The organism is Streptomyces sp. NPDC047085 (assembly GCF_040643735.1).
GTDB lineage: Bacteria > Actinomycetota > Actinomycetes > Streptomycetales > Streptomycetaceae > Streptomyces.
Map to the genome: position 1 here is coordinate 995,456 of NZ_JBEYUW010000002.1, position 21,611 is coordinate 1,017,066.

Below are 21,611 nucleotides of genomic sequence, written 5' to 3' on the forward strand. Positions count from 1 at the left end.
GGCCCGGCGGGCCGGGTCAGTGGCGCCGGGGCCGGAACTCGGCCGTCCGCTCGCTCGGGGCGTGTCCGGTCAGGACGACGTCGGGGACGGCCGTCGGGACCCTTGGGTCCGGGAACTCGGCCGGCACCGGCTTCGAATCGGGCGGCCGGTCCCAGCCCGGCGGCGGAGGCGGGAACGGACCTGATTGCTCGATCAGCTTCCCGTAGTACTCCAGCCACTTGCCGTGATCGAAGGTGACGGCCGCGACGATGCGGCCTCGGTGGCCGTAGGCGGCGGCGAAGCGGCGCTCCTCGACGGACCCCTGGGTGAAGACGATCTCGTCACCGAAAGGCGGTACCCCGACGGACTTGATGTTCACGCCGAACTGGCCGGACCAGAAGCCTGGCAGCAGTAGATGCGGACGATAGTGGGGCTCCAGGTTCACCATGTTGTGCGCCGCTACCTCCGCGCCGAAAACAGCGTTGTCCCAGTGCTCCATCGCCAGGAACTGGTACTCGTAGAGCACGTGTGGCGCACGCGCCACGTCCCCTGCCACGTAGATGCTGTCGGTGACCACACCGTTGATGTCGAAGGCGCGGCCACCGGCATCGCAGCCGACACCCCAGAAACCGGCCGCCAGCCCCGAGCCCTCCAGCCACTCCACGTTCCGGATCGACCCCAGCGAGGCCACCACCACATCGGCGTCGACAGTGGTGCCGTCGGACAGGTGCGCCCGCCGCACATGCCCTTCGGAGTCGCCCTCCAGCGATGACACGCCCAGCCCGCAGCGCAGGTCCACGCCGTGATCGCGCTGCATCTGCGCGGCGATCTCCCCGATCACCCCGCCCAGCGCGCCGACCAGCGGCGCCGAACCCCGCTCGACGACGGTCACCGGGATGCCGAGCTCCCGGCAGACAGAGGCCACTTCCGAGCCGATGAACCCGGCGCCGATGACCAGGACCCGCGACGGCGGCTCGGCCAGCGCCTTCTGCAACTGCTCCGCATCGTCACGCGAGCGAATCGTGTGCACGCCGCGCAGGGCTGCCTCGTCCGGGTTGGGCCACTGTCGCGCGCGGGTGCCCGTGGCGATCAGCAGCCGGTCGTACGGGACCTGCTCCCCATCGGCCAGGCGCACCTGCTTGGTGACCCGGTCCAGTCCGACGGCGGCCACCCCGAGCCGCCAGTCCGCGTCCACTTCTCGCATGCGGGGCAGCTTCGTGTGGTCGGCCGGCACCCAGCCTTTGAGTACCTGCTTGGACAGCGGGGGACGGTCGTAGGGCTCGTACGGCTCGTCCCCGATGATGGTCAGGGAACCGGTGAAGCCCTCCTCGCGCAGTGTCTCCGCGGCCCGCAGCCCGGCCAGAGAAGCTCCCACGATGACGATCCGGCCGCTGGACCGGAACTCCCGCACCAGCTCTGCGACCGTTGCCCGCAGAGTCATGGCGTCTCGCCCCGCTTCGCGCCGTCCAAGCGGTCGATCACGATCGCCTGCACCGGGCACGCCGCAGCCGCTCGCTCGACCTGCAGGCGCCGCTCGTCGTCGGGGTTCGGCTCATAGGTGAGCGCCTCCTGGCCGTTCAACCTGAAGACCTCGTGCGCCAGATACACGCACTGCGCGTATCCCTGGCACCGATTCAGGTCCACGACGATCCGCATGGGCAGACTCCTTCCGCTCTGCCTCCGCCCCACGGCGACCATCGACCCGGTCATGCAGCCTCGGTCATGAAGCCATCGGCCGGTTTCTGAAGTCCCGTCAAGGCGACGGGGCTGGATGCCCCACCCGCCGCCCCGGCCAGGCCACCGAATGAGCAGGTTCGGTCCTGCACTGCGCCGCTTCCTTCACGGTGACGCTTGTCGGCTGTGAGCGTGGGCGTACCCAGAAGGGGGCGCTGCATCAACGGTGTCGGCATCAGGATGTGCCCCGGTCATCACGCCCTAAAAAAATGCTCGTCCCGCCTTCCGGTGATCGCAAACCCGCCACTGCGGCGAACTGGATGCATCCATGACTTCGAGCCCTCACTCCCCGGGCTGAGGCGATCTCCGGGCCGGTGAAGCCACCGATCACCAGGTCCCGCTCCGGCCGCCGTCCCGCTGTCCGGCCAACCCGACATCTGCTGGCGCTCGTGCCATCCGGTCAGCGGTTGCCTTCGTCACTTCGACATTTCCATACGACGTATGGTAACAATGAAAGCGCGCTTCCATACGACGTATGGAACTGCTCGCTCGGACCACACCGGGCGTCATACACCGCCTGACAGAACCGCCGTTGGCGCAGATCACCCCCTCGGGAAGGAAAGATCATGAAGAAGCTCGCGAAGCGCATCGCCCTCACTGTCTCCTCCGTCGTGGTCGCCGGTGCCGCCGTCCTCGGTGCCGGTGGCACCGCTTCGGCCGCGCCCCTTGCGTCCACGCACGCCCGGCACCCGACCGACGGGGCCGTGGCCGCTGATTACAGCTGGGACCACGGTGTCGGCTACCTGCTCGAGCGGGGCTACTCCTGCGACGAGGCCCGCGGCTGGCACCAGGACCCCCACGGCACCGATTCGACCCGGCACGACTGCGACGGTCTCTACTACCGCGATGGTCACTTCTACCGTTGGGAGGGCGAGGGACACGGCTGGACGTCCGACAGGTCCTACCGCCACGACGGCGGGGGCAGGCACCACCACGACCTGAGCCGCGACGACCGGTGAGAGGGGTATCGGCCATGCGCGCAAGCAGTCCCCCTCGGCCCTGTCCCTGCCGACGGCGGAGATCCATCTGGCGGTCCGGGCGCGGCGTCCCCGGCTGCCGGCCGAGTGAGTGCAGCGCCACCCATCATGCGGTGCGCCGGTGCCGTCCGGCGCCCGCACCCTGCTGTGCCGCCTCCGCCCGCGCTGCCTCTTCGCCACAGGCCGGTGTGAGGCACCGCCGAGCCATACCCAGGAGCGGAAGCCGATGAAGAAGTCCTTGAGAGCCGTAGAACGGCGGGTGACCGTGCAACTGGTCGTCTCGCACGTCTACTCGTTGCCCCTCTGCGTACGTCTGCGCTACGAGCCCGCTGATCCCTACGTCGTCCGTGCCGCCTTCTTCGCCGACTGTGACGAGCCGGTCGAATGGGTCCTGGGGCGGGATCTTCTGACTGACGGTCTGGAGGGTTCCGCAGGCCACGCGGACGTACGGATCTGGCCGGCCGCAGGGCGGGGTGACGAGTCGATCTACATCGCCCTCGGGTCCTCCGCAGGCACCGCCTTGCTCGAGGTCCCCGTGCAGGACATCTCGTCCTTCCTTCAGGACACCCAGGCCCTGGTGCCACGGGGTACCGAGTCCGGACTCATCGACTGGGATGCCGAACTGGCACACCTCCTCCCCCAAAGCTGACCGCCGACCATCCATGCTCAGAAGTAAAGGAACCAGTGTCATGTCCCAGTACCAGCTTCGCGTCTACACCCTGCGCAGCTCCGACGCGCTCGCCGCCTACGAGAAGATCTGGGCCCAGCACATTCCCGGTATGGCCAAGCACCGGATCACCACCCACGGCGTCTGGACGGTGCCCGCGGCGCCCGGAAGCGACACTCCCCGGCTGTACGCCCTCGTTTCCTACAAGGACGCCGACGACGTGCAGGAGCGGCTGGAGGCATACCTGTCGAGTCCTGAATTCCGCGCGGACATGGAGGGCTTCGACATCAGCCAGATCGTCGGCCTCGACGAGACCCTCCTGACTCCCACCGCGGACTCACCCTTGCGCTGACGGTCGGCCTGCGACGAGTGACGCGGCCAGAAGGGCCGGTATCCGGCGGCGCTGCGATGGTGGTTCCGGTGTCGTCGATGGCGACCCACCAGTGGGGGCCCTGCTGGCATCGATAACGACCCATGAGCAGGGCACCTGTGCCCGGCAACCACGGCCGGCGTCGAGGTGGGGACCGTGACGAGTCGGTTCACCACAACCACGACCGGTACAGCGTCGATCGCTGAGACCAAGGGCGCCCTTTGTCCGGCAACCACCGTTGGCGACATCTCCGTGATGGCCCCGGCCGAAGGTGGTGGCCTCGACTGCTCCCGTCGGCCGGGCGCCCTTGCGACGGCGCGAAGAACTGCTCCTGCGGGTGTCCTCGTGCCGACCGCCACCGGTCCTCGCAGTAACCGCGTCTCTGTGCAGCCTCTTTGAATCCGACGACAGCCCTTCCGATGGCCCTCCCCGGATGACTCGAAGCACCAGGAGTAAGACCCAATGAAGTCATTGAGAACTGTGATCCAGGGGCTACCTGTGAAGCTTGTCGGCGTGCAGGCGACGTCCTTGCCCGTGATCATGAATCTGCGGTACGAGCCGAGTGATCCCTATGTGGTCCATGCCGCATTCACCACCGATGTCGACAGCGACGAGTCGGTGGAATGGATCATCGGGCGCGATTTGCTGATCGACGGCCTGGAGGGCCCCGCCGGCGAGGGAGAGGTTCGCATATGGCCCACCGGCGAAGAGGGCTGCCGCGGCTTGTACATCCTTCTCAACCCGCCGTCCGGTACGGCCCTGCTCAAGGCCCCAGCGCAGGAATTCAAGGCGTTCCTGCAGGAAACGGAGGCAGTGGTGCCCCGGGGGGCCGAGCTCGGCCACAGCGACTTCGACCGCTTGCTGGAGTACCTCCTCGCCGAAGGGTGAGTCCTGTCAGGGTGCGACCTGCAGCGGAAGTCTGTCGGCGGTCTTCGAAAGCTGGTTCTCGATCACTTTCCCGTGCCATGGCCACGCAGGGTCACCACAACCGCGATCATGAACGGCCGTGGGTGATGGGCTCCTCCAAGAACTTTGGTTCCACCAGCTCGAAGGTGTCCTGATCGAAAACGTCGTGGCCAGCGAGGAGTCGGTGGTCGTGCGGGGCCGCGGTGTTGGCGAAGTACTGCGAGATCAGGTACGCGGGGTCAGGCGCGATCGATCCGTCCTGCAGATCGCTGCCGTCGTCCCCGTCGTCCCAGGCCCAGGGCGTGTGCGCGGCGTTGTCCTCACCGTTGTCGCCCGCGAACGTCCCCCAGGAGGCGTAGGGCGGGTTGGCGGAACGGCGCTCCCACAGGCCGCGTGTGACCGCCGCCTTCCGGGCGGCGGTCACGTCGTCGTCAACGCTCGGGAGAGGGAGGAGGACCTAGTACACGCTGACGCCGTACGCGCTCAGCGCCTCGGTCACCGGCTGGAAGAAGGTCGTACCGCCGGAGGTGCAGTCGCCGCTGCCGCCGGAAGTCAGACCGATCGCCTTGGTGCCGTCGAACAGCGAACCGCCGGAGTCGCCGGGCTCGGCGCAGACGTTGGTCTGGATGAGGCCGTAGACGACGTCGCCGCCACCGTAGTTGACCGTGGCGTTGAGGGCTTGGACGGTCCCGCCGTGCACGCCGGTGGTGGAACCGCTGCGCTTGACCGACTCGCCGACGTAGGCGTTGGCGGCGGACGTGATGTCCTGGCTGGTGCCGTTGTAGAGGTTGACGGTGCCGGGGTGGCTGACGCCAGTGTTGTCGTAGCGGACGATGCCGTAGTCGTTGGTGGGGAAGCTGGAGTCGATGGTCGGGCCGACGTAGGTGCTCAGGCCGGAGTTGGTGTACCAGTTCGGGTAACCGTCGGTGCAGTGACCGGCGGTCAGGAAGTAGTAGGCGCCGCTGCTGCTCCGGACGTTGAAACCGACGGAGCAGCGCCAGCCGGCGTCGGCGTAGATGGCGGTGCCGCCGTTGAGCAGCTTCCTGAAGGTGCCGCTGACTCGTTTGACGGTGACCGCGTCGCCGTAGGAGGCGGTGGCGGACTTGAGCTCGGCGAGGTCGGCGCGCGAGACGTTGCTGTCGGCGCTCACCACGAGTTTGTTGCTCCTGGGGTCGACGGCCCAGGCGGTGCCGGGGATGTCGGCAGCCTTGGTGGCGGCGCCGGCCTTGGCCAGCTGCGCTGAGCTGTGGGTGACGAGCCTCGGCACGGCACCGGCCTCGCGGACGGCCTCCGCGGCCTTCCGCGTGGTGACGTTGACCACCACGGACTTGGTCTCGGCGTCGTAGTACGAGCCGGCCGTCGAGGTGGTGCCGAGGGTCTTGGTGAGCTTGGCCGCGGCCTCGGGCGAGGCCTTGGCCGAGGGGGCGGCCTGGGCGGTGGGCGTGGTGAGCGACACCGCGAGGAGCCCGGACGCCAAGGCGATCAGCCCGGAGCGTCTGGCGGTGCGGGGGGTCTTGACCTTCACTCGTTCCTCCTGGGTGGGGACGGGGGAGACCCGTCAGGGCGGCACAAGAGCCCTCGCGAACAGCGTGTCCCTGACAAGTTCCGGACGGGAGTATTCCGTGCCCCGCGATCGGCGAACAAGAAGCCGGAGGCAGAATTTACGCGCGTAACACATTGGTACGTACCTGCCGGTCGAAGCGGCAAATGAACTGCTGCCACCAGCAATTGAGGCACAGTCAGGAAACCGTCAGAGAGCTGAGCCGCGTACACGGCGAGTCCGAGGAACTGGCTCTCGGTGGCCTGTGGTGGCGACGACCGGGGTCAGGGGCGGGCCACGGTACCGTGTGCTCGTTTTCGGTCGTTGGCGTCGACGGTCGAATGCGCAGCCGGCCCCCGCAGGCCATCGCGGCGCTCTGATCTCACGCCTTTTCGAAGTCCACCGACGGAAGTCTGGCCGCCGTTTGTCCGCTTCGCGCTCGCCCCGCAAGCCCGCTGGTGGACGACGGCCGAGTCGCCTACACCGTCCAGGCGAGCAGAGCATCGGCAAACATGGTCGGCGAAGCCGCTGCGGAAGGAAGGCGTAACCCGCTGCGAAGAATTGAAGGGCGGAGACCTTCGGACGGATGGCCTGGCTTGCTTCGCGGCCGCAAGCCGCTACTCCTAGGACCAACCTCGCAAAGCGGCGTCCACGACGGCGTTCACGGTGTCGCGCCCCAGGTGGTTCCCGACGAAGAAACGCTCGAAGAACAGCGGCCCGGCGGTGGCCATGGCGAATGTCTCGGGGGTGACGTCGGGCCGGAGCTGGCCGCGCTCGACGGCTGCGGTAACCGCGGGACGCAGGGCGTCGGCGATCTGGTTCAGCAGTGCCTCCCGGAGGCGGCGCATACCTTCGTCGTGCCGTGAGCCCCCGAGGGCCGCGGCAAGGACGGCCCCCGATTGCTCGTCGTCCCAACGCTCGGCGAGCACGTTCAGACGGTAAATGAGCTCCGCTCGCGGATCGTCGCCCGAAGCGGCCCGAAGCTCCTCGGGTACCGGAGGGAGAGGGGGCATGCCGGCCTCCAGCGCAGCCAGGCAGAAGTCGAGAAGGCTCGGCCAGTGCCGGTGGACGGTTGCCCTGCCGACGCCGGCACGAGTCGCAACCGTTTGATCCGGCATACGGCTGCCGTGTAGAGGCTCGATGTGGAACCACCCCGCCGGGCGGTCTCACCCGATGTGACGGGGTGGATCCCGTGTGTCGCAGCCTGGGATCGCCCGACGGCGGGCGCGCCTCAGGCGCCAGTGCCTGGGGCGCAGCGTCTCAGGCTGACTGACTCAATGGCCGGCGTGTCGGCCGTCACGACCGGCGGTGAGGCGGCCTTCCAGGCCCGTGATCAGCGTGTCCATCACGAGGCGGAACATGTGGTCCTGGTCAGAGCCTTCAGGGGCCGCACTCGTAGAGCCAGGGTGTGCGTCCGCGGCCCCGTCTTCGTCGGCTTCAGGGCCGTGGGGCTTGAGGGTCGACCACTGGTCGAGAGCGCCGTTGAGTTCGGCGGCGAGGACACCGACGACGACGGCGGCGATCAGCGCGGCGATCTCTGGGGCCTTCGACCGCGGTACCCCGGCGGCCGCCACGATCGCGGTGAGCGCGGTCCAGAACGGGTCGTCGGGCTGGATGAAGTCCGGCTGGTGGCTGAACGAGTAGGCCATCAGCTTGGGGTGACGGTGCGCCAGCGTCCGGAAGTCCGTGGCGAGCAGGCGGATCCGCTCCTGCCAGGGCGCGTCCTCCAGTGTCACGGTGCGGAACTGGGCGCCGACCATTCTCGTCACGCCACGCAGCACGGCTTCCTTGTTCGGCACGTGGTGGTACAGCGACATCGGATTCGCGTCGAGCTCGGTGGCGAGTTTGCGCATGGTGAGCGCCTCGACACCGTCCGCGTCGATGAGCCGCAGGGCGGCGGCGTAGATCCCGGCCTCGGTCAGAGGCACGTCTCTCTTCCTCGTTCCCCGCGGGGGACGTCTCACCTTCTTTTCCATACCTCGTACGGTACCAGTTCCGTACGAAGTATGGAAATGAGCTTCATCACGGCCCCACCTGGAGTCCCGCGGTTGCACTCCACTTTCCGTACCGCGTATGGTTCCAATTCCATACGGCGTATGTTTCCGTACGGCGCCACGGCATCGACCTGCGCAGCGCGCCCTTGCCCACCCCTCCACGCAGAGGAGCAAGACATGACCACGCACTCCGCGAACGACCTTCGCCCCATCCGGTCCCCGCGCGGGATCCCCCTCCTCGGCAACACGCCGCAGATCCCCGACACCAATCCGGTGGAGTACTTCGGTGAGCTGTCCAAGCAGTTCCCCGAGGGCATCTACGGCATGGACATCGCAGGCGTCGAGCAGGTCTTCGTCTACGACCCGGACCTGGTGGCCGAGGTCTGCGACGAGACGCGGTTCTTCAAGCAGATCGACAAGACGCCGCTGAGCCATGTGCGGGACTACACGGGGGCGGGCCTGTTCACGGCCCACCAGCGCGAAGAGGAATGGGCCATGGCCCACCGGATCCTGCTGCCGGCCTTCAGCCAGCGGGCCATGAAGACCTACTTCGGGCAGATGCTGGAGATCGCCCAGAACCTCGTCGGCAAGTGGGAGCGCCGTGAGGGTCAGCCGGTCAACATCACCGACGACTACACCCGGCTCACCCTGGACACCATCGCTCTGTCCGGCTTCGGCTACCGGTTCAAGTCCTTCGACAAGGAGGAACTGCACCCCTTCCTCAACTCGCTGCTGGAAGCGCTGATCGAGTCGATGCGGCGCTCCCAGGAGCTGCCGATGATGACCAAGCTCCGCAAGGCGGACGACAGGAAGTACCGCCAGAACATCCAGCTGATGCGCGACCTGGTCGAGAGCGTGATCAAGGAGCGCCGCGAGGGGAAGGGCACCGGCGAGGAGGACCTGCTCGGCCTGATGCTGGAGGCCACCGACCCTGAGACCGGCAAGCTGCTGGCGGACGACAACGTCCGCGACCAGGTGGTGACCTTTCTGATCGCCGGTCACGAGACCACCAGTGGCCTGCTGTCGTTCGCCACGTACTCGCTGATGCGCAACCCGCACGTGCTGGCGCAGGCGTACGCCGAGGTCGACCGCCTGCTGCCCGGTGACACGGTCCCGGACTACGACACGATCATGCAGCTCGACGTGATCCCGCGGATCCTGGAGGAGACCCTGCGCCTGTGGGCTCCGATCCCGCTGATCGCCAAGGCGCCCATCGACGACACCGTCATCGGCGACCGGTACGAGCTGAAGAAGGGAACCAGGGCCAACATCCTCATGGGCGCGCTGCACTCCCACCCCAAGGCGTGGGACCGGTCGGAGGAGTTCGACATCGACCGGTGGCTGCCGGAGAACCGCGCCCAGCAGCACCCGCACGCCTACAAGCCGTTCGGCAACGGTGTGCGTGCCTGCATCGGCCGGCAGTTCGCGCTCACCGAGGCCCGCCTGGCGCTTGCGCTCGTGCTGCAGAAGTTCAGGTTCTCCGACACCACCGACTACAAGATGGACGTCCGCGAGGCGCTGACGCGCAAGCCCGGCGACTTCCAGTTGGTCGTCCGTAAGCGTCAGGAGCACCAGCGGACCGTCTTCGGCGCCGCGGACCTGCAGACCGGCGACACGCAGGCGCAGGCCGCGGTCAGCGGTGTCGGGGTGAACCTGACCGTCGCCTACGGCTCCAGCCTGGGTTCGTGCGAGGACCTGGCGCGCACCATCGCCGACCGAGGTGAGCGCTCCGGCTTCGGCACCACGCTGGTGAGCCTGGACGAGCTGGGTGAAAACCTGCCCTCCGAGGGCCTGCTCGCCGTGGTGGCGGCCAGCTACAACGGCAAGGCTCCCGACAACGCCCAGCGCTTCGACGACCTGCTGGCCGCCGGGCTGCCCGAGGGCTCGCTGGCGAATGTGCGGTACGCGCTGCTGGGCGCCGGCAACACCCAGTGGGTGGCCACCTACCAGGCATTCCCCGAGCGGATCGAGGAAGGTCTGCTGGCCGCCGGCGCCACCCCGGTCGTCGAGCGCGGCATCGCGGACGCCGCCGGTGACTTCGACGGCATGGCCACGCGGTGGATGGACAACCTGTGGGCCACTCTGGCCGAGGAGTACGCCGCCGACACCTCCCAGGCGAGCGGCCCGCGCTACCAGGTCCAGCTGCTCACCGAGTCCGACGTGCGCCCCGCCATCGTCTCCGAGCAGGCGTACCCGCTCACCGTGGTGACCAACGACGAACTCGTGGCCGACGCGACCGGCCTGTGGGACTTCAGCATCGAGCCGCCGCGCCCGTCCGCGAAGTCCATCACCTTCGAGCTGCCCGAGGGCGTCACCTACGACACCGGCAACCACCTGGCCGTCTTCGCCAAGAACGAACTCGCCCTGGTGGAGCGCGCGCTGAGGCGGCTCGGCGTCGACTACGACCAGGTGCTCCGGCTCGACCACCCGGCCGGTGGCCGCACGCATCTGCCGGTCGGCACCCCGGTCACCGCCGGCATCCTGCTCACCGAGTTCCTGGAGCTGCAGGACGTGGCCACCCGGTCCCAGATCCAGACGCTGGCCGAGTACACCGAGTGCCCGTGGACCCGGCCGCAGCTCCAGGCGTACACCGCCGAAACGGAGGAGGCCGAGGAGCGCTACCAGAAGGAGATCCTCGGCAAGCGCATCTCGGTGCTGGGCCTGCTGGAGCGCTTCGAGGCGGTCGAGCTGCCGCTGGCGGTGTTCCTGGAGATGATGGGCCCGATCCGCCCGCGCTTCTACTCCATCTCCTCCGCCCCGTCGGCCAACCCGCGCCATGTGCGCCTGACCGTCGGCCTGCTGGAGGGCCCGGCCCTGTCCGGCGACGGCCAGTACCGCGGCACCTGCTCCTCCTACATCGCGGCCCTCGAGCCGGGAGACGTCGTCTACGGCTATGTCCGCGTGCCCTCCCCCACCTTCGCACCGCCCGCCGACCCCGCCACGCTGCTGATCCTCATCGGCCCCGGAACCGGCATCGCGCCACTGCGCGGCTTCCTGGAGGAGCGGGCGACACAGCACGCGAACGGCACCCAGGTGGGCGTGTCGCAGGTGTTCGTCGGCTGCCGCCACCCGGAGCACGACTACTTCTACAAGCAGGAGATGCAGGACTGGGAGCAGACCGGCATCGCCCAGATCCACACCGCCTACTCCGCGGTGACCGGCCACCCGGCCCGGTTCGTGCAGAACGCCATCGCGAACGCCACCGACGCGGTGTGGCAGGCCATCGAGGACGGCGCGTACATCTACGTCTGCGGTGACGGCCGCCGCATGGCCCCCGCCGTCCGCGAAGCCCTCGCCGCCATCCACCGCCAGAAGACCGGCAGCGACGACGAGACCGCCCAGCAGTGGCTCGCCCAGCTGGAGGCGGACGAGCGCTACCAGCAGGACGTCTTCGCCTGACCGTCGCACGCCGTCAAGGCGCGCTGACCCCCAGCCGCCGGGAGGCGTGCGGACGTCCTGCCTCCCCCGCACGCCTCCCGGCCCCACCAGCCATTCAGACACCCCATGGCACCCATGGCCCGAACCACCGGGCCGTGCCGCTCACAGAAAGCAGATCACCATGGACACCATGCTCGCCGGACGCTTCCACCTGGACAGCAAGAAGTTCGCCGTGGAAGAGGTCCCGATCCCCGTGCCGGGCCCGGGCGAGGTCCTCATCGAGGTCAAGGCCGCCGGCGTCTGCCTCTCCGACGTCCACCTCCTCGACGGCTCCCTCGTCCCGCTGTTCGCCACCTCCGACACCATCACCGTCGGCCACGAGGTCTCCGGTGTGATCCACACGCTCGGCCCCGACCTCAAGCGCGGCCTGCCCGTCGGCGCCCGCGTCACCCTGGAGGCCGGCAAGACCTGCGGCACGTGCGCCGGATGCGTGCGCCACCGCCCCTGCACCCAGATGCTCACCGCCGGCATCGACTACGACGGCGGCTGGGCCGAGTACGTGATCGCCCGCGAGGACACCCTCATCCCCATCCCCGACAGCCTCCCCTTCGACCAGGCCGCGATCATCCCCGACGCGGTCTCCACCCCCTACGCCGCCGTCGTCGCCACCGCGGGCGTCCGTGCCGCCCAGTCCGTCGGCGTCTGGGGAGTCGGCGGAGTCGGCGCCCACAACGTACGCCTCGCCCGCCTGGTCGGCGCCGCCCCGATCATCGCCGTCGACCCGCTGCCCAGCGCCCGCGAGCGCGCCCTGGCCTTCGGCGCGGACATCGCGCTCGACCCGGCAGCCCCCGACTTCGCCGACCAGGTCCGCGCAGCCACCGCGGGACGCGGCCTGGACTTCGCCTTCGACTGCGCCGGCGTCCCCGCCGTCCGCGACCAGGCCGCCTCCGTGCTCGGCCTGGGCGGCTCCCTGATCCTGGTGGGCATCACACCCCGGCCACTGACCATCACCGAGGGCCTGACCTTCAACTACCTGCAGAAGCAGGTGCGCGGCCACTACGGCGGCTTCCCCGAGTCCGTCTCCGAGCTGGTGCAGCTGACCGCGGCCGGACGCCTCGACCTGGCCCCCTCCATCACCGACCACATCCCGCTCATCGAGGCCGCCGACGCCGTCCACCGACTGGAGAACAAGATCGGCGACCCGATCCGCCTCATCCTCGTCCCCTGACGCCCGTCAGCAGGACGACAAGCCACCCTGGGCAGGGGTGAGTGGGCGCCGGTGCGTGAGGGAGCACCGGCGCCCACGGCTTTCCGGCAGCCGTGGAGAGAAGAACCATGCAGACGACCGACACCCCGGTCCGTACTGTGCAGCGCAAGGATGCTCACTCCAACCGCCGACGCATCCTCGCGGCCGCCCGGCGGAAACTGCGGGAGGACCCGGACGCGAGCCTCGACAGCATCTCTCAGGCGGCCGGCATCGCCCGGCGCACCCTTTACGGACACTTCCCCAGCCCGCATGCGCTGATCGCCGACCTGACACAGGAAGCAGGCCATGAACTCCGGCAGGCGTTCGCCAGAGCTCGTACCGCGGATGCCGACCCGGTCGAGGCGATGACACGGATGGTGCTGGCGGCATGGACGGTGGGCGACCACTACCGCATGCTCATCACCTTGGGACGGTGCCATCTGGGAGAGGACGAGATCCGCGCCACCCTGGCACCGGCCCGCGCAGAAGCCGTCGCGACCCTACGGCGCGGTCAGCGCGAAGGCGTCTTCGCGGACCACCTTCCAGCACCCGTCCTCGCCCAAGCACTGGAGGCACTGATGCTGGCCCTCGCCGAGGAGAACGCCGCATGCCCGTGGGCGGACCCACTGGCGAGGCCGCGGCAACCGCGTTCCTCGTCGCCGCCGGCGTAGCACCACAGAGGGCCGCGCTTCAGGTGCGGGAGGTCATCGGGCGAGGTCGGGCAGCGGGCGCCGGGTGACCTCGTGGGCGTCGTCCGCAGCGAGGCCGAGCATGCGCAGGACCATCTCGGCCAGGTCTGATGCGGCCTCGTCGCCGTCGAGGTCGGGGCGGGCCAGCCGGAGCGCCACGAGGGACATGAGGGTGCCGCCCACGGCGGACAGCGCGGTGGTCGCGTTGCCGCAGGTGAAACGGCCTGAGGCGATGCCGATCTCCAGGTCGCGCAGGGCGCGCGGGGCGAGGCCGCGGTCGGAGTGGACCTGGGCCAAGCCGCGGTCGCGCAGGATCCGCATGAGCTCCGGGTGGGAGTCGGCCATCCGCGCGGTGAGCCGGAAGCCGGCCGCGACCAGCTCGGCCGGGTCGTCGATGCCTTCCACGCACGCGTCGATGACCTGCCCGAACTCCTCGAGGGCGTCCGTCACCGCCGCGTCGAACAGCTCCGTCTTCGACTCGAAGTGGTTGTAGAAGGAGCCGAAACCGACATCCGCGCGCTCGGCGATGGCCTGGATGCTCGCGCTGGTGTCACCGGTCTCCGCGAGGATCTGCCGGGCCGCACGGACGAGCGCCTGACGGGTCTCGGCGCGGCGCCGCTCGAAGCGGTTCTTGGGCGGGGCTGACGTCGGCATACAGCCCAGTGTAAGCGCCGCAACGATGGCACTGCCATTACTGATGAGATCCTCAATTATTTGGGGTTTGCCTATTGACGATGAGAAACGGCAGAGTTGATGATTTCCTCATTACGGCAGTGTTGCTTGGAGGACACCATGTCCCACATCCCCGTTAACAAGGGCGGTCCTCTGACGCCCCACCAAGACCTCCACAGTGAGCAGGGCGCCCTACGCGGTGAACACCCCGGACGAGCCCGGAATCCGGTGATCAAGGTGGCGGATCTGGCCTGGCTGGAGTTCGAGAAGCCGGACCTGGACCGGGCCGAGGTGTTCGCCCGTGACTTCGGATTCGCCGTCGCCGCCCGCACCGAGCGGGAACTGTGGCTGCGCGGCACCTTCGCGGGCTCCCCCTGCATGGTCATCCGCTCCGGGTCGGCATCCCGCTTCATCGGGCCGGCGTTCCGCGCGGCCGAACGGGGCGATCTGGACCGGCTCGCCCGCGCGACCGGTAGTGAGGTCCGGGACATCGACGTACCCGGCGGCGGACAGTCGGTCACCGTGCTCGATCCCTCCGGCTTCCCGGTCCGGGTCGTCCACTGCGGCGAGCAGCTGCCCGCGCTGCCCGAGCAGGAGCCGCTGATCCTGAACTTCGGCACGGACCACCGTCGTACGAACACCACCCAGCGACCCTCGCGCGAGCCGTCGCGCATTCAGCGCCTCGGACATGTGGTGCTGGAGACCCGGTCGTTCATCCGAACCCTGGACTGGTACCTGGACACCCTCGGGCTGATCGTGTCCGACTTCCTGTTCCTGGACGGGCAGCGCCAGCGCGGGCCCACCATGGCGTTCATCCGCTGTGACCAGGGGAGTGTGGCCGTCGATCACCACACGCTGGCCCTGCACCTGGGGCCCGGCACCGGCTACGTCCACTCCGCCTACCAGGTGACCGACCTGGACGCGATCGCGGCGGGCGGGGAGTACCTGGCCGAGCGCGGCTACAAGCGCAGTTGGGGCATCGGCCGGCACATCCAGGGCAGCCAGCTCTTCGACTACTGGCGCGACCCCGATCACTTCATGCTGGAGCACTTCGCCGACGGCGACCTGTTCTCCTGCGACCTCGAACCCGGGTGGGCACCGATGTCGGCGAGTGGCCTGGCCCAGTGGGGCCCGCCGGTCACCCGCGACTTCCTGGGCACGAACCCGTCCCCGGCCAAGCTGCGCGAGGTCATGACGGCCCTGCGCGGCGACAACGAACTCGACCCCGCACGCCTGCTGGGCCTGATGAAAGCGATGAGCTCATGAGCACCAACGTTCTGCGCACCCTCGACGGCTGGTGGGTCGTCCGGGACGAGCGCGCCGTCCGCATCGAGACCAAGGCCGTCACCACCGCCGAGCTGCTCGCCGACCGGGACGCGGTCCGCGAGGCCGCCGCCTCCACCGACAGCGGTACGCCCATCGCCGACCTGGTGGCCCTGCCTCCGGTCACCACCCCCTGCCGGGTGGTCGCCCAGATGGTCAACTACCGCAGCCACGCCAAGGATTCCGGTTTCACCGGCGACATTCCGCCCACCTTCTTCCGCAAGGCGTCCGGCTCGGTCAGCGGTCCCCATGACACGATCGTCCGCCCGTCGCATGTGAAGTTCCTCGACTACGAGGTGGAACTCGGCCTCGTCATGGGCGCGCCCCTGCCGGTGGGCACCGTCGTCGAGGAGAGCGACCTGCCGCGCTACGTCGCCGGGCTCGTCCTGACCAACGACGTCAGCGCCCGCGACGTCCAGCTGACCAAGACCCAGTTCTACGAGAGCAAGTCCTACCCGACCTTCACGCCGACGGGCCCGTACCTGGCCCTGCTGGAGCCCGAGGACTTCGCCCATCTGCTGAACCTGCGGCTGCGGTTGAACGTCAACGGCGTACCGCGCCAGGACCGGACCCTCGCCGACATGATCGTACGGCCCGCGCAGGCGCTCACCCTGCTCGCCCGCTTCCAGACCCTCGACCCGGGCGATCTGCTGCTCACCGGCACCCCCGGCGGCACCGCCCTGAAGGCCCCGCCCAAGCCGGTCGAGAAGATCGCTGCCCTGCTGCCGCCCGCACTGAAGTGGAAGGCCTTCTTCAAGGGCCAGGCCAAGAACCCCCACTACCTGCAGAACGGTGACCTCATCACCGCCACGATCGCCACCCCGGACGGGCGGATCGACCTCGGCGAGCAGCGGAACGCTGTGGCGGACGCGACGTGAGCGCCGAAGCCCGGAGGCCGGTGGTCATCATCGGTGCGGGACCCGTCGGAGTCACGGCCGCGCTCCTGCTCGCCCGGTACGGGGTGCGCAGCCTGCTCCTCGAACGTCATCGGGACGTCTACCCCCTGCCGCGTGCCGTCGTCGTGGACGACGAGGTTCGCCGGATCCTGCAGAGCGTCGGTGTCCACGAGGAGTTCGCCGCCCTCGCCCGGCCGGCGCCCGGGTTGCGGCTGCTGGACGCCCGGCGCCGCGTGATCGCCGAGTTCCCGCGGTCCCTGCACGGCCACCACGGCTTCCCCCAGACCAGCATGTTCGACCAGCCGGAGCTGGAACGGCTGCTGCGCGACGCCTTGGCGCGCCGCCCCGAGTGCGAGCTGTGGGGCGGGGTGGAGGTCGTGTCCGTCACCCAGGCCAGCGACGGATCGCCCGCTGCCGCGGGTCCGGTGCGGGTGACCTTCCGCCGCGACGGCAGCGACCAGGACGAGCACGTGTGGGCCGATGCCGTCCTCGGCTGCGACGGCGCCGGCAGCCTCACCCGCGACGCCATCGGCGCCGTATGGGAGGACCTGCACTTCGAGGAGAGCTGGCGGGTCATCGACGTACGCACCAGCCTCCCGGTGCGCACCTGGGAAGGCGCCGAGCAGATCTGCTGCCCCACCCGGCCGGCCACCTTCATGCGGGTCGGCGAGGACCGCTACCGCTGGGAGTTCCGGCTGGCCGAGGGTGAGCCCTTGGACGGCCCGGAAGGGCTGGAGCAGCTGCACGAGCTGGTCGCCCCCTGGGTCGACCTGCCGTCCGCTGCCCACGGGGGTGACGACTTCGAGGTGATCCGGCAGGCGCAGTACACCTTCCGGGCCCGCCTCGCCGACCGCTGGCGCCAAGGGCGTGTCTTCCTGCTGGGCGACGCCGCCCACCTCACCCCGCCGTTCATCGGGCAGGGCCTGTGCGCGGGCCTGCGCGACGCCCGCAACCTCACCTGGAAACTCGCCCGCGTCCTTCAGCAGGGCGCGGACGACCGTCTGCTGGACACCTACCAGCAGGAGCGCAAGCCGCACGCCCGCCACGTGATCCGTGTCGCGGTCGCCGTCGGCTGGGCCATGACCGGCGGCCAGGACCGCGGTGCGGCCATCCGCCGGGCCGTGGTGGGCGCCGCATGCCGCCTCCCCGGCGTGACCGCGGCGGTGAGCCGCGACCTCAGCCCCGCGCTGACCGCCGGCCCGCTCGTACGGCGCCGCCCCCGGCTGACCGGCCGTTCACTGGCCGGCACCTTCTGCCCACAACCCTGGGTGCTGTACGACGGCAGGCGAGAGCGCCTCGACGACATCATCGGGGACTCCTTCGCTCTCCTGACCGCTGTGCCGCCCACCCCGCAAATGACGGGCGTGGCCACGGCCCTGGACGCCTCCGTGCTCCATGTCGACGACCTGGACGACGACGGCACCCTGGCCGCCTGGCTGGCACGCGGCCGGGCCGACGCCGCCCTGCTGCGCCCCGACCGCGTCGTACTGGACACCGTCCTCACCGGCACCGGCCACTTCACCGACGCCGCCGCCTGGGCTCCCCTGCTGCACACGGCCCGCCGCCCCGCCGAAGCCCGGCCCGCACCCTGACGAGGAACACCACACCATGACCACCGCGCACTCCACGCCTTGTCCGGAGCCCTTCCTTCCGCCCGCCCCCCAAGCGGCCGCCGGCAGCCGCATCGCGGACTTCGCCCGCTGGGCCGCCCGGCACCAGGGCGCCGACGGCATCCAGGACCCCACCGACTACCACGCCCTGCACCACTGGTCCGTCACCGACCTGGAAGGATTCTGGGCCGCGGTGTGGGAGTACTTCGACATCGAAGCTGCCACTCCGTACGAGCGGGTGCTGGACGAGGAAACCATGCCCGGCGCCCGCTGGTTCCCGGGCGCCACCCTCAACTACGCCCACCACGCACTGCGCAACCTGCACCCGGACGCCCCCGCGATCACCGCACTGGACGAGACCGGAGCCGGCTACGAGATCACGGGCCGGCAACTCCGCGCCCAGGTCGCCTCCGTCGCGGCCACCCTGCGCGACCTGGGCGTCGAACAGGGCGACCGGGTGGTCGGCTACCTGCCCAACACCCCCCACGCCGTCATCGCCTTCCTCGCCACGGCCAGCCTGGGCGCGGTGTGGTCGGTGTGCGGCCAGGACTACGCGCCCCAGGCCGCCGCCGACCGCTTCGCCCAGCTCGAACCGGCCGTGCTCATCACCGCGGACGGCTACCTCTTCAACGGCACCCGCCAAGACCGCCGCGCAGCCTCCCTCGACCTGGCCGCCGCCCTTCCCACGCTCAAGGCCACGGTGCTCGTGGACCACGTGGGCCTCGCGTGGCCTGAGGGCGGACACTCGGTGCTGACGGTTCCCTGGGAGGACGCGGCCACCCGTGTCGAGTACCTCACCATCACCCCGGTGCCGTTCGACCACCCGCTGTGGGTCGTCTTCTCCTCCGGCACCACCGGCCTGCCCAAGGGCATCGTCCACGGCCACGGAGGCGTCCTGCTCGAGCACCTCAAGACCCTCGGCCTGCACTGCGACCTGGGCGTCGGCGACCGCCTGCTGTGGTACACCACCACCCACTGGATGATGTGGAACCTGGTCGTCTCCACCCTGCTGACCGGAGCCACCACCTGCACCTACGACGGCAGCCCCGCCCCGGTGGCGCACCCGGACGTCCTGTGGGAGCTGACGGCCCGCCACAAGGTGACCGTCTTCGGCACCAGCCCCCAGTACCTGCTGGCCATGGCCAAGCTGGGCATCGAACCCTCCGTGCACGACCTGTCGGCCGTCCGCGCCATCGGCAGCACCGGCTCCACCCTGCCCGCCTCCGCCTACCGCTGGGTCCGCGACCACGTGGGCGCCGGTATCCAGTTGGCCTCCACCAGCGGCGGCACCGACGTCGTCTCCGCCTTCGCCGGCAGCGCCCCCACCACCCCGGTGTGGGCGGGTGAGCTGTCGGCCCCCAACCTCGGCGTGGCGCTCGCGGCGTACGACGGCGCGGGACGGCCGGTCGTCAACCAGGTCGGCGAACTGGTCGTCACCCGCCCGATGCCCTCCATGCCGCTGTACTTCTGGAACGACCCCGAGGGCAGCCGCTACCGCGACGCCTACTTCACCGCCTACCCGGGCGTGTGGCGGCACGGCGACTGGATCACGATCACGGGTCACGGCTCGGTGATCGTGCACGGCCGCTCCGACGCCACCCTCAACCGCAACGGCGTGCGCCTGGGCAGCGCCGACATCCACGACATCGTCGAACGCCTCCCCGAGATCACCGAAGCCCTCGTCATCGGCGCGGAGGAACCCGACGGCGGCTACTGGATGCCGCTCTTCGTCGTCCTCGCCGACGGGCACCTCCTGGACGATGCCCTGCGCGAGAAAATCCGCGACGCGATCCGCACCGGCGCCTCACCCCGCCACGTCCCCGACGAGATCCTCGCCGTACCGGCCATCCCGCACACGAAGACCGGCAAGAAGCTCGAGGTTCCGGTCAAGCGCCTCCTCCAGGGCGCACCCGCCGAGCAGGTCCTCAACCCCTCCGCGGTCGACAACCCCGACCTGATCGCCCACTTCGTCGGCCTGGGAGCCGAACGCCGCCAGGCCCGTCGTCCGCACACCCCCGAAGGCGTCTCGTGATCCTCTCCGTCTCGCTGACCTGTCTCATCGCGTTGATCTTCGCCCTGCTGGGCGCGGCCAAGATCCTGGCCCTGGGTCCGATGCCCGAGCTCGCCGCCCACGCCGGCTTCACCACCGCGGCCTACCGGGTCATCGGCGGGCTGGAGCTGGCGGGCGCCATCGGCGTGGCCCTCGGCCCGGTCGTACCGCTGTGCGGCCGCCTGGCCGGCATCGGACTGCTGATGCTGCTCGCCGGTGCCGTGACCACGCACGTACGCAAGGGCGACGGGCTGACCAAGCTCCTCCCCGCGGTGACATGCGCGGCCCTGGTCGCCGGGTATCTCGTACTCCTCGCCGGCCTCTGACCCGTTCCGGGGGACTGTCGGCCTCCACTCGTCCTGTTAGCGAGCCCACGGCGGGGCTGGCAGACTGAATCCGTGGTTCCGCTGATGGTCGCGGCGGATCAGATCGCGTCCTCATCGCTTACCGGCGCCAGTGTGGTGTCAGTCTGCGCACTGCTCTTCACCGTCGCGTCGTTCTGGTGGCTCAACGCCCGACAGGGACGCCTGCAGGCGTGGGAACCTCATTCCTTCGCGGCCATCGTCCACGGTTCCACGGCACGCCTACGACTGCCGCTCGTCCTGCACAACACCGGTCCCAAACCGATCGTCGTGCAGGACCTCATCCTGACCTTCCCCGATGAGCCCGCCTCTCATCTGCCACTCCTGTGGGTGTCCTCCCCGTCCCGGCTCCAACCGGGGCCGGACGAGGAGGCGAAGCTGCCCGCCGGATTCGTCGTGCACGGCAGAGAAGCGCAACAGCTCTTCCTCGAGTTCGAGGCACCGTTTTCCGGATTCCTCCCGGAGGCCCGTGACTACAAGGCCCAGCTACAAGTTCGGGTCGGCCACCGCAAGGGTTGGCGCCCCCTGCTGACGTTCAGCTTGCGGGCCGCCAACATCATCGATCCAGGTCGCTACACCGTCTACAACAACGCACCGGTCGAGCTGACGAAGGAAGATCAGAGGAGAGCGGACGCCGCGCTTCTCGAGCTGCTGGAAGAGCACGGGGACGGCTCCCCTCCGGGCGGCAGGAGACAGGGAGACCCTCCGAATGACGAAGGTGACGCCGACACGAGCCGCTGATATCGCCGTCCGTCCTCTGACGTGGACAGCGGTGGCACCGGCCCCGCCGGGCCGCCACAGCCACCGCACCGATCACTCGCGTCAGTCGGCGCAACCGGCCGCCGCGAGGTCGAGCGCAATACCGTGATCATGTGGGCCTGGCCGCCGACCAGGAAACAGCGCCCACTCACGCGAAGTTCGTCTTGAGCACCTCCAGTGTGATCTCTGTGAGAGCGGCACTCGATGCGAAGCCCCGCGGGTGCGGCCTGGCGGGGCTTCCGAAAAGGTGGGTTACAACGCCAGCGCGGGCGCCGTTGCACTTGGTTGTCCTCTTGAGAGCCACCCGAAGCAAGGACACAGTGACGGCACGCGTTATACGGCCGATGCGCAACACACGACCCAGGGACTTGGTGCGATCAACCAGGAAACTTTCGTTTGATAGGGCAAAGTCCAGCGTCTCCTGATGCGGCTCACGAGGCCAGCCTGAAGCCGTCCTGC

General features: G+C 69.4%; 20 protein-coding genes. 13 read left to right on the forward strand and 7 right to left on the reverse strand.

Annotated elements, in window-relative coordinates:
• Nucleotides 1–16: 16 nt before the first annotated feature.
• Together ABZ865_RS10115 and ABZ865_RS10120 are read right to left on the reverse strand one after the other, a co-directional pair.
• Nucleotides 17–1,420 (reverse strand): FAD/NAD(P)-binding oxidoreductase, encoded by a 1,404-nt coding sequence (locus tag ABZ865_RS10115; RefSeq protein ID WP_361226683.1) that lies wholly within the window; start codon nt 1,418–1,420, stop codon nt 17–19.
• Complete coding sequence (locus ABZ865_RS10120) at nt 1,417–1,635, reverse strand: ferredoxin (protein WP_145880723.1); 219 nt, start codon at nt 1,633–1,635, stop codon at nt 1,417–1,419. The genes ABZ865_RS10115 and ABZ865_RS10120 overlap by 4 nt, the downstream gene beginning before the upstream one ends.
• A 644-nt stretch (nt 1,636–2,279) precedes the next feature.
• Between ABZ865_RS10120 and ABZ865_RS10125 the strand changes: the two genes are divergently transcribed.
• The 4 genes from ABZ865_RS10125 (at nt 2,280) to ABZ865_RS10140 (ending at nt 4,615) form a co-directional block, all read left to right on the forward strand.
• A complete protein-coding gene (locus ABZ865_RS10125; RefSeq protein ID WP_361226687.1) occupies nt 2,280–2,672 on the forward strand; it encodes a hypothetical protein in 393 nt (130 codons plus the stop codon).
• Between the two features lie 244 nt (nt 2,673–2,916).
• The gene (locus ABZ865_RS10130; protein ID WP_361226690.1) at nt 2,917–3,339 is read left to right on the forward strand and encodes an SsgA family sporulation/cell division regulator; all 423 of its coding nucleotides are present in this window, start codon (nt 2,917–2,919) and stop codon (nt 3,337–3,339) included.
• Nucleotides 3,340–3,379: 40 nt separating this feature from the next.
• A complete protein-coding gene (locus tag ABZ865_RS10135; protein ID WP_361226693.1) occupies nt 3,380–3,709 on the forward strand; it encodes an NIPSNAP family protein in 330 nt (109 codons plus the stop codon).
• Nucleotides 3,710–4,189: 480 nt separating this feature from the next.
• A complete protein-coding gene (locus ABZ865_RS10140) occupies nt 4,190–4,615 on the forward strand; it encodes an SsgA family sporulation/cell division regulator (RefSeq protein WP_361226696.1) in 426 nt (141 codons plus the stop codon).
• A gap of 106 nt (nt 4,616–4,721) precedes the next feature.
• On the opposite strand, the gene ABZ865_RS10145 is transcribed toward ABZ865_RS10140, so the two are convergent.
• The 4 genes from ABZ865_RS10145 to ABZ865_RS10160 all read right to left on the reverse strand — a co-directional run bounded on the left by ABZ865_RS10145 (nt 4,722) and on the right by ABZ865_RS10160 (nt 8,101).
• A complete protein-coding gene (locus tag ABZ865_RS10145; protein ID WP_361226699.1) occupies nt 4,722–5,057 on the reverse strand; it encodes a hypothetical protein in 336 nt (111 codons plus the stop codon).
• Between the two features lie 33 nt (nt 5,058–5,090).
• Nucleotides 5,091–6,158 carry a S1 family peptidase gene (locus tag ABZ865_RS10150; protein WP_361226702.1) on the reverse strand — a complete coding sequence of 356 codons (1,068 nt, stop codon included), beginning with the start codon at nt 6,156–6,158 and terminating at the stop codon, nt 5,091–5,093.
• A gap of 638 nt (nt 6,159–6,796) precedes the next feature.
• Entirely contained in the window at nt 6,797–7,291 is a 495-nt protein-coding gene (locus ABZ865_RS10155; protein ID WP_361226705.1) for a TetR-like C-terminal domain-containing protein, read from the reverse strand.
• Nucleotides 7,292–7,447: 156 nt separating this feature from the next.
• Entirely contained in the window at nt 7,448–8,101 is a 654-nt protein-coding gene (locus tag ABZ865_RS10160) for a helix-turn-helix domain-containing protein (RefSeq protein WP_361226708.1), read from the reverse strand.
• Nucleotides 8,102–8,344: 243 nt separating this feature from the next.
• Between ABZ865_RS10160 and ABZ865_RS10165 the strand changes: the two genes are divergently transcribed.
• The 3 genes from ABZ865_RS10165 to ABZ865_RS10175 all read left to right on the forward strand — a co-directional run bounded on the left by ABZ865_RS10165 (nt 8,345) and on the right by ABZ865_RS10175 (nt 13,462).
• Nucleotides 8,345–11,566, forward strand: coding sequence for a cytochrome P450 (locus tag ABZ865_RS10165; protein ID WP_361226711.1), 3,222 nt, complete (start codon nt 8,345–8,347; stop codon nt 11,564–11,566).
• 160 nt (nt 11,567–11,726) lie between these two features.
• On the forward strand, nt 11,727–12,773 hold the full coding sequence (locus ABZ865_RS10170; RefSeq protein WP_361226714.1) for a zinc-binding dehydrogenase: 1,047 nt from the start codon (nt 11,727–11,729) through the stop codon (nt 12,771–12,773).
• Nucleotides 12,774–12,880: 107 nt separating this feature from the next.
• Nucleotides 12,881–13,462, forward strand: coding sequence for a TetR/AcrR family transcriptional regulator (locus tag ABZ865_RS10175; protein ID WP_361226717.1), 582 nt, complete (start codon nt 12,881–12,883; stop codon nt 13,460–13,462).
• A gap of 33 nt (nt 13,463–13,495) precedes the next feature.
• Here ABZ865_RS10175 and ABZ865_RS10180 read toward each other — a convergent pair whose 3' ends face one another.
• Nucleotides 13,496–14,134, reverse strand: coding sequence for a TetR/AcrR family transcriptional regulator (locus ABZ865_RS10180; protein WP_361226720.1), 639 nt, complete (start codon nt 14,132–14,134; stop codon nt 13,496–13,498).
• Between the two features lie 138 nt (nt 14,135–14,272).
• Between ABZ865_RS10180 and ABZ865_RS10185 the strand changes: the two genes are divergently transcribed.
• From ABZ865_RS10185 to ABZ865_RS10210, 6 genes are all read left to right on the forward strand, one after another.
• On the forward strand, nt 14,273–15,418 hold the full coding sequence (locus ABZ865_RS10185; RefSeq protein WP_361226723.1) for a VOC family protein: 1,146 nt from the start codon (nt 14,273–14,275) through the stop codon (nt 15,416–15,418).
• The gene (locus ABZ865_RS10190; RefSeq protein WP_361226725.1) at nt 15,415–16,353 is read left to right on the forward strand and encodes a fumarylacetoacetate hydrolase family protein; all 939 of its coding nucleotides are present in this window, start codon (nt 15,415–15,417) and stop codon (nt 16,351–16,353) included. Before ABZ865_RS10185 ends, ABZ865_RS10190 begins: the two co-directional genes overlap by 4 nt.
• Nucleotides 16,350–17,963, forward strand: coding sequence for a bifunctional 3-(3-hydroxy-phenyl)propionate/3-hydroxycinnamic acid hydroxylase (locus ABZ865_RS10195; protein WP_361226727.1), 1,614 nt, complete (start codon nt 16,350–16,352; stop codon nt 17,961–17,963). The genes ABZ865_RS10190 and ABZ865_RS10195 overlap by 4 nt, the downstream gene beginning before the upstream one ends.
• A gap of 16 nt (nt 17,964–17,979) precedes the next feature.
• The gene (locus tag ABZ865_RS10200; RefSeq protein ID WP_361226730.1) at nt 17,980–20,013 is read left to right on the forward strand and encodes an acetoacetate--CoA ligase; all 2,034 of its coding nucleotides are present in this window, start codon (nt 17,980–17,982) and stop codon (nt 20,011–20,013) included.
• On the forward strand, nt 20,010–20,357 hold the full coding sequence (locus ABZ865_RS10205) for a DoxX family protein (protein ID WP_361226733.1): 348 nt from the start codon (nt 20,010–20,012) through the stop codon (nt 20,355–20,357). Before ABZ865_RS10200 ends, ABZ865_RS10205 begins: the two co-directional genes overlap by 4 nt.
• Before the next feature lie 72 nt (nt 20,358–20,429).
• Entirely contained in the window at nt 20,430–21,134 is a 705-nt protein-coding gene (locus ABZ865_RS10210) for a hypothetical protein (RefSeq protein ID WP_361226735.1), read from the forward strand.
• Nucleotides 21,135–21,611: the final 477 nt, after the last annotated feature.